This window comes from Pseudovibrio sp. POLY-S9, from assembly GCF_001431305.1.
GTDB lineage: Bacteria > Pseudomonadota > Alphaproteobacteria > Rhizobiales > Stappiaceae > Pseudovibrio.
On record NZ_LCWX01000079.1, the window covers coordinates 54,531 to 63,001 of the forward strand.

An 8,471-nucleotide genomic window follows, 5' to 3' on the forward strand; every position below is an offset into this window, starting at 1 on the left:
CAGAACTTACTCCGCAACACAAGCTTCAAACGCAGTTTTCAGCGCAGCACCATCCAGCTCACGGCCAATGAAGACAATGCGGCTTTCCCGCTTCTCATCATCCCGCCAGTCGCGCTGATGGTTGCCCTCTACGATCATATGAATGCCTTGCACCACATAGCGCTGCGGATCATCCTTGAACGACAGGATACCCTTCATGCGCAAAATGTTAGGCCCTTGAATCTGCGTAATCTGATTGATCCAGTCAAAGAAGACCTTCGGGTCCAGATCACCAACCGTGAAGGAATAGGACTTCACAGAATGCGTGCCTTCATGATCGTGATCACAATCTGGGCCACACTCATGGTCAGGGTGGTCATGATCATGTTCGTGATCGTGCCCATGGTGGTGGTGATCATGGTCGTGATCACAATCCGGGCCGCACTCATGATCGTGCGCGTGCTCAGCCTTTTTCAAAAACTCCGGATCAAGATCAAGAATACGATCCAGTTCAAAGGCCCCACGATCCAGAACATCAGAAATCGCGATCTGACAACGCTCTGTGTGGTGGATCTTCGCATACGGGTTGATCTTGCGGATCGCTACTTCAACACCAGCCAGTTCCTCTGCTGAAACAAGATCGGTCTTGTTCAGCAAAATCACGTCAGAAAACGCAATCTGATCTTCTGCTTCCTTAGTGTCTTTCAAACGCTGCTGGACATGGCGGGCATCAACAACCGCAACAACAGCATCAAGCTTAGCCGCATCGCGCACGTCATCATCCATGAAGAACGTCTGTGCAACAGGAGCCGGATCAGCAACACCCGTGGTCTCCACGATGATCGCATCAAACGCGCCTTTGCGTTTCATCAGGTTCTCAACGGTGCGGATCAAATCACCACGAACTGTACAGCAAATACAGCCGTTGTTCATTTCATAAACTTCCTCGTCAGACTCAACGAGAAGGTCATTGTCGATACCAATTTCGCCGAACTCATTGACGATCACAGCATAACGCGTGCCATGGTTTTCGCTCAAAATACGGTTCAGCAAAGTGGTTTTACCTGCGCCCAGATATCCGGTCAGCACGGTAACAGGAATACGGCTATCAGCAGCCTCGGACATTTACGTCTCCTTGGATGGGTGTGCGCTCGCACTCAGCTGGCACTTAGAGCAAATTCATGCAAATGAGCGCAGCTATGCGATAATCTCTTGCCCTCAATATAGACAGTTGCTCTGCCAGCAAAAGACCCTAGCTGCGGATTAGCTGTTATCGCACCTTCTGTCCCCCAGGAATTGGCAGCACCATCTAGCCCATGTCACAATCCAAGCTTGCGCCGAAGCTCCAGAACAAGCAGAAAACCGATGCAAAAGATGATGAAGAACACCGCAAAGCTAATGGCAACCGGCATACTGCTGTTCAGCAAGGGAGAGAAGAAAAACATATAAATCAAAATCATCATCGCCATTGTCACAACAATGCGCGCCGGGCTTCTCGTCACAAACTGAAAAACACCCAAAGACCTGATCTTCTCAGGCACACGAAGACCACTCATAAAAATCTCCATTCAATATATAAGGTGATCCTAGGCTCGTTATTTGACAGAAGCAAGAAGCTGGCACCGATAGCTTAAACAGGAACACCCAACCTCCAGCGCTCAACCCACTCAACTAATTTCCGTTTGCATTCAATCGCTTCCATCCCCTACCATCCAGCCGATCGTTTTGGGGAACTGGGAGGCCAACCATCATGCTGAAAACCATAGAGGCGTTTGACCGCATCGGGGATGAAAACGCATTTGCCGTTTTGGCACGGGCTACTGAGCTCGCTCAGCAGGGCCGCGATATCATCAATCTCGGCATCGGTCAGCCAGACTTCAAAACACCAGAACACATCGTGGAAGCAGCCGTCAAAGCGTTACGCGATGGCCACCACGGTTACACCGGCGCTACGGGTATTCTCCCACTCAGAGAAACCATCGCAGCAAGCCTACATGCAGAAACAGGCGCAAATGTCTCCCCTGACGCTGTCATGGTCGTTCCCGGCGGCAAGGTCACCATGTTTATGGCAATCCTGATGTTTGGTGAGCCCGGCAAGGAAATCCTCTACCCAGACCCCGGCTTCCCGATCTATCGCTCCATGATTGAGTTCACCGGAGCAACACCAATCCCGGTGCCAATCCGTGAAGAAAACGACTTTGCTTTCTCAGCCGAAGAAACCCTGAACCTCATTAATAAGCGCACAGCTCTGCTCATCCTCAACTCCCCGGCCAACCCAACAGGCGGCGTGACACCGCGCTCTGAGATAGAGAAGCTGGTGAAGGGATTGGAAAACCATCCAAACCTGCCAGTCCTATCTGACGAGATTTACTCCCGCATGACCTATGACGGGCTTAAGCACACATCCTTGATGGAATTCGAGCAGCTCAAAGACCAACTCATCCTGCTCAATGGCTGGTCCAAAACTTGGGCTATGACAGGCTGGCGCATGGGCTATTCCGTCTGGCCAGCTTCTCTCATTGATAAAGCACGCAAGCTTGCCGTGAACTGCTGGTCGTGCGTCAACACACCCAGTCAATACGCAGGCATTGCCGCCATCGAAGGCCCACAGGATGCAGTAGATCAGATGATGCTGGCTTTTGACCGACGACGTGAGCTCGTGGTGGAGGGACTGAACGCCCTGCCCGGCATCTCCTGCAACACACCCAAAGGCGCCTTCTACGCCTTCCCGAATATCAAAGAAACAAAATGGCAAGCAAAGCCCTTAGCTTCAGCGCTCTTGGAAGAAGCCGGTGTTGCGCTCATCGGCGGACCTGATTTTGGTGTCCTGGGAGAGGGATATCTGCGCTTCTCCTATGCCAATTCAGAGGAGAACATCAGCCGTGCATTGAGCCGTGTGGGTGATTTCCTAAGCACCCACACCAAATAGGAAAGCTCTAACGCTGCGCTGTCACCACAATGGCCTTTTCGATCAAGTCGGAAAGGTCTGGGGCATTACTGTCCTGATGCACAGGCTGCATGATGAGGAACAGAGAGGAAGGCCCAACCGAGGTCAACCCATCAAGCTCATCAATATCAAACTGGAGCACGACTTTCCCGTCTGCATCCAACAATGATAAACCATCATCAAAGCTCCACTGCCACGCTGTGGCTTTGGAGATAGGCGCATAAAGCCCCTGACAATTTTTGGTCTCAAACGAGTTGCCATATCCACTTGCAGCAGGCTCAGAACCAAGCTGCGCGGAGCAGGTTTTAGACGACAACACATCAGAAATTGACCAGTGACCAGAAATTACACTGGCTTGACCGGATAGGACGCCAAAGCTAGCTAACGCCAGGGTTGCGCCGGCAGCTACTACTGTTTTTCTTAAAATCCCATGCATACGAACAGCCTCCAGGATCTGTTTTATGTACAGATTCTGGGCGCAATCAGTTAACTCAAGGTTAACAGAAAATTAAGTGAGAGATAACAGATCTAAAAACATAACTTATTCATGGATTTAACTCAAAAACAAATACACGCATTACTTGTTGAGTACAGATACAATCTAAAATAAATCTAATTACATACTAGTTATTATTTACATGAAGTGCAAAACGCACTCGTTTTAGGTGATTTGCATTTCGCATCAAAAGACAACCAAGCAAGGCAAGCCAACCAAAACTCAAAGGCCACCGCGAGGAGCACTCAAAAATGAGCAGTCCTCTCAACCTAGCGAAGCGAGTCGATTTAGAGAGTTAGCCAACGAGAAGAACCATACACGTCATGGCGAGTGTAAAAAAACCAAACATCTTCAAGTCTTTATGATCTTCGATACTTCCACGAGAACTGACCATGACGAAACTCCAAACGCAATACAAGATGCCGCTTAGATAAGCGCGGCATAGTAAACATAGAGTTTCAATGCGGCAGTTTCACGATCACCTAACTGCCACTTGGCTTCAAATGGCAGTTACTCACGGGTCGCGCACAGCCCGTCCACTGACACCAGCCGCTCACCCGGAGGCGGCGCACTCTCACGAATACGAAGCTTAGGCTCAATTAACGTCAGTTCGTTACTGAGCTTTTCGCCATTCATCTGCGAAAGCATGAGTTCTGCAGCATTCACACCGATGGTTCCGGCCCCATTGTCCACAGTGGTCAAGGCTGGAGTCCGATTTTCAGTGCCCTCGGTGTCATCATAACCAACAATTGCCAGGTCAGGCCCCGGCTCAACACCAAGTCGGCGAACAGCACTCATCACGCCCAGCGCCACAAGGTCGTTGAAGCACACCACAGCTGTTGGTCGAGGATCCGTCTGCACAATCTGCTTGGCAATGGATCGACCATCATCCTGTGTCATCAACTCAGGAATATCCAGCTGCTCATCCGCATTGATCCCCGCATCCTCGAGTGCAGACCGCCAACCACGGTTCCGGTCGCGCCCGGCAGAACTGCCACGCCGGCCACCAACCATGGCGATTTGAGTATGCCCTTGCTCAATCAGATGTTTTGTAATGCGGTAGGACCCAAGAAAGTCATCCCCACGCACACAAGGTGCATCTGCTCCAGCCACATCGCGACAAACCAGCGTGACCGGCACCCCTTGCCGCACAATGGAGTTGATGTCCTTGTCAGTCGTGCCAACCGAAGCGCACAAAATAAGCCCATCAACCCGATGCTGCAGCAGCGTATCCGTGAAGTGTTTCTGTCGCTCGACAATATCGCGGTGATTGCAAATCAGAATGGTCTTGTTGTGCAGCGCCAGTGTTTCTTCCAGGCCGCGAAAGACCTCTGCAAAATAAGGATTGAGAATATCGTGAACCGCCACCCCAATCATATTGGATTGAGATGTCCGCAAAGATGCAGCTGACCGATTATAGATATAACCCACTTCCTCAGCATAGGCTTTCACCCGTGCTTTCGTGGCTTTGGCGATCAAAGGGGAATCTCTCAAAGCCAAAGAAACCGTAGCCGTCGAAACACCCAGTTTCTCGGCAAGATCGCCTAATCTCAATGGTTTACCTGTGCCGCTCAATGCTGATGTCCTCGCATATCCAGCCGGATCCAGTTTGTATTCTTAAGCACTTATGCACAGCAACATTAGCAAATAGCAATACTCCTCACAGCCAACAAAGAGAATTCATTATGAATTCTCAAGTTTTAGTACCTTACCAAATCCATCAAACATGCTGATATATTTCACTTAAATACATAACCAGATGTCAGGTTTCGAGAAAATGCATTCAGACTTCAAGTTATTAGCCCAATACAATACCTGGATGAATGCACGGCTTTACGAGTGCGCAGACCAGCTGAGCGATGCGCAGCTGAAAGAAGACCGCGGCGCGTTCTTCAAGTCAGTCTCCGCGACCTTCAATCATATTGTGGTGGGAGATCTGGTTTGGCTACGCCGCTTCGCAAAGCATTCCCAAACCTATGAGAGCCTGCAGCAACTTGATCAGTTTCCAGTGCCAACAGCACTCACATCTATTCCATATGACAGCTGGTCAGACCTGAAAGCAGCCCGGCAAAAGCTGGACGCGATCATTGAAGAATTTGCAGGGGACATTACCACCGTTCAAGCGGAGGCCGCTCTCACCTATGCCAACATGAAAGGTATACCCGCAACGAAAAACTTTGGGGACTTGGTGCTGCATTTCTTCAACCACCAAACCCACCACAGAGGGCAGATAACAACTCTGCTCACCCAGTTTGGACTGGAAACACCAGATACAGACCTGCTGTTTCTCTGCCAGGACGCTTAAATCAATAAAAAATCATTGGCCTGTGTTTAACGCAGGCCTTGCGCCTTCAGCTTAATCAGCAGCTTCCAGCTCTACCTTCTTCGCAGCCTGTTCTTGCGCAGTTTTATCTTCGTTTTCCAGCTCATCTTCCAAATCCGGATCATCTTCAAAGCTGGCAGACAGGTTTTTTTCAACCTGACGCAACAAGCGACGAAGCTTCTTGCGGTCTTTGTCATCCATACCTGCAAGCGCTTCTTTCTCAAGACGCTTCCATGCACGATCTACCAGTAAGATCCGGTCACGGCCTTCCTCACTCAGGAACACGCGGGCAAGCCTGCCGTCTGTTTCCGAGATCCGGCGGAACACAAGCCCTTGAGCTGTCAGGCGTGTCACCATTTTTGTCACGGTTGGCGGCTGAACACCAAGCGCCAGAGCCAACTGGCTCATGGTCTTGCCATCAGTCTCGCTCAAAACTTTCAGAACAGCTTCCTGCCCCGGATGCAATCCGATGCGCGAAAGGTGTGCCCCAGAACGCGCCCGCTGCGCCTTCGCTGCCTGCGCAAGACGAAATGTCGTGCTTTTTTTAAAATTAAAACCCATGGTCTGGCTAATCTCGCTGCTGTCCTAATCAACGTAAAACGCCCGAAAAAGGCAAATGCACAGCAGTGATAGCCGCCGAATATATAAGTCAGATGACAGTTCGGCGATTATTTAGTGACCTAATGAGATTTCTTAGGTGTTTAAGCTCTTTAGTTCTACTCAGTGGGATTTTTGAGGTTACGCGGATACTTTTATCCCGTGTCCCATCGCCTGCTCCAACGCATCCACCGCTTCACGGCAATACGCCGCGTACTGTGATTCCATACGATAGTTCTGCGAGCGTGGGTAAGAAGCATCCAGCGCCATATCATGGGTAATACGCCCCGGCCCAGCGGCCATAACCACAATACGGGAAGACAGAAACACACTCTCATAAACAGAGTGCGTCACGAACAGAATCGTCCAGTCATGGGCAGACTTCAGCTCAAGTAAATCATCATTCAGCTTGTTACGAGTAATTTCGTCCAGCGCCGCAAACGGCTCATCCATCAGCAACAGCTTCGGCTTGGTAACAAGAGCACGAGCGATGGAAACCCGCATCTTCATACCACCGGAAAGCTCTGAGGGCATATGCGTTGAAAAATTAGAAAGCCCAACCATCTCCAGCGCTTCTTCCACGCGATCCTTCGCATCACGCTTAGAAACACCCTTCACCTTCAACGGCCAGTAGATATTCTCAAAGGTATTCGCCCACGGCAGCAAGGTCGGTTCCTGAAACACAAACCCAACCTCACCCTGCCCAGACCGAACAATCTCACCTGAGCTTGGCTCCTCCAACCCAGAAATGAGCCGCAGAATAGTAGACTTCCCACACCCTGACGGCCCAAGAATACTCAAAAACTCCCCCGCCCGCACATCAAGACTAAACCCATCGATAGCGGTGGTGCCATTTTCGAAGGTCTTAGAGATGTTGTTTAGGGACAGGAGGGGGGAGTTTTTCATTTTCATTGGGACCTAAGAAAGTTTATTTCTCTTAGTCGACCTATCATAAGATTGATCTCACGCCCACCTTATTGAACAACAGCCGTATTGAAGTTTTTGTTGACTGGATGATTGCATGGAACCGCAGTTCCGGCACCATCAATATCAGCACCACATACCTTTGCGTTGTCTTGATAATCCAAGAGCTGATGCCCCCAACCTAAAACTGTACTTCCAGGCATGTTCGGAACCACCTCGCCAGTCAGAACAGCGCGGGAGGCCGCAATGGTCTCAAGCATTCTTGCCTTCAAATCTTGATCATTGCCAGATCCAACAGCTAAATTACAGGCTGCCTGTACAGAACGTAAAGGACCAACTATAGGAGTGGTAATCTTCGTATTCCAAAGATAATCCATATCGGCAATACGCCCAAGAGCTTCATGTTCGCGAGAGGGATCTATAAACGCGAAGTCAGCACCGCTAGTATACTGAGCATTCGCAAAACTCGCATCATCTGAACCAGAAAAATAGCCGCTTCTCGGCCAGCCAACAATTCTCTTAGTCCCAGGGAATTTCGTTCCAACTTCATCAATCAGGCTGTGCCCTGACACCCCAGTTGCAGCCGAAGAGCATGAAAAGAACACAAGCTTATTGAAGTCGGCGCCAGTATCCCTCGCTGTCTTAAGATGTTGAGCAAAAGCGTCTTTAGCAAATGGCCCAATACCATCACAGTTGCCATGGGCAGTTGCAATCAAATCATCAACCTGAGTAATATTTGCAGGCCCAGAGAGCTGGATAACTGCGCCGTTATCTTTCATGTAATAAACATTATCGGCACCTAGATTATTCTCAGTCCAAATTTGGTTTCGAGAATTTGTAAATCGATCACAATAGGTTGAAGTAATCAGAACACCCGTAGCAGCTCCCGCCTCACCAGCCATCAACCCGGCCAGTGCCAGTGCAACACCCCCAAGCAGTCCTTTTCGTGTTTTTCTGGAAAACATAATCGGCTTCTCCTTCTTATTGTTAGCCAACAAGAAGGACGAGGCACAGCTCCACACGTGAGCCATTAGCCCCGACTGCCAGTCACCAGAGTAAACGCCTCCCTACCCACTACCTCTGAAAAACCGGAGCACCCTGTTCCTTCCCCCATGACGTCCGCGCTCCAACGCGTTACTCTGCGCGCAAGACAACAAGCACCGGAAAACCATATGAGCGCCCTGCCCCGCCGTTTTTGGCATGAG

At 50.1% G+C, this 8,471-nt stretch carries 9 protein-coding genes; 2 read left to right on the forward strand and 7 right to left on the reverse strand.

Translation table 11 applies throughout. The features are described 5' to 3' along the window. Positions 1-6: 6 nt before the first annotated feature. Positions 7-1,104 (reverse strand): GTP-binding protein, encoded by a 1,098-nt coding sequence (locus PPL9_RS06070; RefSeq protein WP_057461850.1) that lies wholly within the window; start codon positions 1,102-1,104, stop codon positions 7-9. Between the two features lie 194 nt (positions 1,105-1,298). Further along, entirely contained in the window at positions 1,299-1,535 is a 237-nt protein-coding gene (locus PPL9_RS32705) for a hypothetical protein (protein WP_057461851.1), read from the reverse strand. Between the two features lie 194 nt (positions 1,536-1,729). Here PPL9_RS32705 and PPL9_RS06080 point away from each other — a divergent pair, with 194 nt between their 5' ends. Continuing rightward, a complete protein-coding gene (locus PPL9_RS06080; protein ID WP_057461852.1) occupies positions 1,730-2,908 on the forward strand; it encodes a pyridoxal phosphate-dependent aminotransferase in 1,179 nt (392 codons plus the stop codon). Between the two features lie 7 nt (positions 2,909-2,915). On the opposite strand, the gene PPL9_RS06085 is transcribed toward PPL9_RS06080, so the two are convergent. Together PPL9_RS06085 and PPL9_RS06090 are read right to left on the reverse strand one after the other, a co-directional pair. Further along, entirely contained in the window at positions 2,916-3,362 is a 447-nt protein-coding gene (locus tag PPL9_RS06085) for an AprI/Inh family metalloprotease inhibitor (protein ID WP_057461853.1), read from the reverse strand. A 570-nt stretch (positions 3,363-3,932) separates the two neighbouring features. Further along, positions 3,933-4,997, reverse strand: coding sequence for a LacI family DNA-binding transcriptional regulator (locus tag PPL9_RS06090; protein WP_057461854.1), 1,065 nt, complete (start codon positions 4,995-4,997; stop codon positions 3,933-3,935). Positions 4,998-5,181: 184 nt separating this feature from the next. On the opposite strand from PPL9_RS06090, the gene PPL9_RS06095 reads away from it, so the two are divergent. Then, positions 5,182-5,727 (forward strand): DinB family protein, encoded by a 546-nt coding sequence (locus PPL9_RS06095; RefSeq protein ID WP_208989207.1) that lies wholly within the window; start codon positions 5,182-5,184, stop codon positions 5,725-5,727. A 51-nt stretch (positions 5,728-5,778) separates the two neighbouring features. Here PPL9_RS06095 and PPL9_RS06100 read toward each other — a convergent pair whose 3' ends face one another. The 3 genes from PPL9_RS06100 to PPL9_RS06110 form a co-directional block, all read right to left on the reverse strand. After that, entirely contained in the window at positions 5,779-6,306 is a 528-nt protein-coding gene (locus tag PPL9_RS06100) for a MarR family transcriptional regulator (protein ID WP_057461855.1), read from the reverse strand. 177 nt (positions 6,307-6,483) lie between these two features. Beyond that, a complete protein-coding gene (locus PPL9_RS06105; RefSeq protein ID WP_057461856.1) occupies positions 6,484-7,254 on the reverse strand; it encodes an ABC transporter ATP-binding protein in 771 nt (256 codons plus the stop codon). Positions 7,255-7,316: 62 nt separating this feature from the next. Next, positions 7,317-8,231 carry a hypothetical protein gene (locus PPL9_RS06110; RefSeq protein WP_057461857.1) on the reverse strand — a complete coding sequence of 305 codons (915 nt, stop codon included), beginning with the start codon at positions 8,229-8,231 and terminating at the stop codon, positions 7,317-7,319. Between the last annotated feature and the right edge of the window lie 240 nt (positions 8,232-8,471).

Excerpts from the sequence above, each read along its gene's own strand:
- PPL9_RS06070 (WP_057461850.1), bottom strand. The coding sequence starts at position 1,104 with ATGTCCGAGGCTGCTGATAGCCGTATTCCTGTTACCGTGCTGACCGGA.
- PPL9_RS06105 (WP_057461856.1), bottom strand. The coding sequence starts at position 7,254 with ATGAAAATGAAAAACTCCCCCCTCCTGTCCCTAAACAACATCTCTAAG.
- PPL9_RS32705 (WP_057461851.1), bottom strand. The coding sequence starts at position 1,535 with ATGAGTGGTCTTCGTGTGCCTGAGAAGATCAGGTCTTTGGGTGTTTTT.
- PPL9_RS06110 (WP_057461857.1), bottom strand. The coding sequence starts at position 8,231 with ATGTTTTCCAGAAAAACACGAAAAGGACTGCTTGGGGGTGTTGCACTG.
- PPL9_RS06085 (WP_057461853.1), bottom strand. The coding sequence starts at position 3,362 with ATGCATGGGATTTTAAGAAAAACAGTAGTAGCTGCCGGCGCAACCCTG.
- PPL9_RS06100 (WP_057461855.1), bottom strand. The coding sequence starts at position 6,306 with ATGGGTTTTAATTTTAAAAAAAGCACGACATTTCGTCTTGCGCAGGCA.
- PPL9_RS06080 (WP_057461852.1), top strand. The coding sequence starts at position 1,730 with ATGCTGAAAACCATAGAGGCGTTTGACCGCATCGGGGATGAAAACGCA.
- PPL9_RS06095 (WP_208989207.1), top strand. The coding sequence starts at position 5,182 with ATGTCAGGTTTCGAGAAAATGCATTCAGACTTCAAGTTATTAGCCCAA.